Source organism: Moorena sp. SIO3I6 (assembly GCF_010672095.1).
Window position 1 is genome coordinate 1 of sequence record NZ_JAAHHU010001299.1, and the last position, 1446, is coordinate 1446.

The following is a 1446-nucleotide window of genomic DNA, read 5'->3' on the forward strand; positions in this document are numbered from 1 at the left end:
TCCTTTATGATCTTCTACAGTTGGGAACTGACTCTGGCTTCGATTGGTGCCTTTGTGATTGTTACTATCGTCAACCTGCTTTTCCTCCCTGCCTTGCGCGCCAAAACCCGTAACCAAATCGTCTTAGGCACAGAAAACCAAGGCTTTCTGGTAGAAACGTTTCGGGGGGTGCAGGTGCTCAAAACCACCCCAGCTACCCCTCAAGCTTGGGGAGAGTATCAAAGCAATTACGGTCGCCTGGCCAACCTGGGCTGGGGTATGATGAAGCTGGGGCTTTACAGCAGTACAATCACCAGCATTCTTTCCACATTTACTTCCATCGCTGTACTCTGGTTGGGCAGTTACCTGGTGATCAATCAGACATTATCCATCGGTCAGTTGCTGGCCTACAATGGCATGAGTAGCAACTTTCTGGGCTTCTTGGGGGCAGTAATCGGGCTAGTGGATGAATTTATTACTGCCCAGGTAGTTATCCAACGCCTGACGGAAGTGATCGATGCCACCCCAGAAGATGAGAATGACTTCAAAAAGCCCTGGGCTGAAATTCCCGGCAATGCAGACATTACCTGCAGTAAGCTCAACTTTCACCACGCCGGTAGAGTTGACCTCCTCCAAGATTTCTCCCTCACTATCCCTGGCGGTAAAGTCATTGCCCTGATTGGTAAATCTGGCTGTGGCAAGAGTACCCTGGCTAAAGTGATGGCTGGTTTGTATTCTCTCCAGTCTGGCAATATCCGCTATGGCCTCTACAACCAGCAAGACCTCTCCCTGGAATGCTTGCGGCAGCAGGTAATATTAGTACCACAAGAACCCCACTTCTGGAGTCGCTCCATCATTGACAATTTCCACTTTAGCTATCCCCAGGTCACTTTTGAGCAGATTGTCAAAGCTTGCGAGATAGCTGGGGCTGATTCTTTCATCAGCGAACTGCCCGACAAATATCAAACGGTTTTAGGGGAATTTGGTGCCAATCTCTCTGGGGGCCAAAGGCAACGATTGGCTATTGCTAGAGCTATAGTTACTGACCCACCAGTCCTAATTTTAGATGAATCCACTGGTGCCCTCGATCCAGTCAGCGAAGCTCAAGTGTTAGATCAATTACTATCCTCTCGCCAAGGCAAAACCACTATTATGATTAGTCATCGCCCGAAAGTGATTCAGCGAGCCAATTGGATTATCATGCTCGAAAAAGGAAAATTGCAAATCCAAGGCACTCCAGAAGAGTTACACTCTCTGGCTGGGGATCACTTAGACTTTCTCGATGATTTTGTTCCTTCAACTAAGAATTTAGTCATGTATGCTTCAGGCTCTGACTCTTCTGTTAATGGTACTTCTCTTAATGGTAATTATAGCAGTTCTCAATTCGGTGATATACCTCGTCCTGGGTTTTAGGGACCAGGAATCCCCCCTAATATCAAGTCTGGTTGAATACCCATAATTAAGGAG

1 protein-coding gene is annotated in these 1446 nt (G+C 47.4%); it reads left to right on the plus strand.

Annotated elements, in window-relative coordinates; translation table 11 throughout:
• Positions 1–1392, plus strand: a 1392-nt coding sequence (locus tag F6K49_RS48770; RefSeq protein WP_293109914.1) for a peptidase domain-containing ABC transporter, incomplete at its 5' end; no start/stop codon positions are given.
• Positions 1393–1446: the final 54 nt, after the last annotated feature.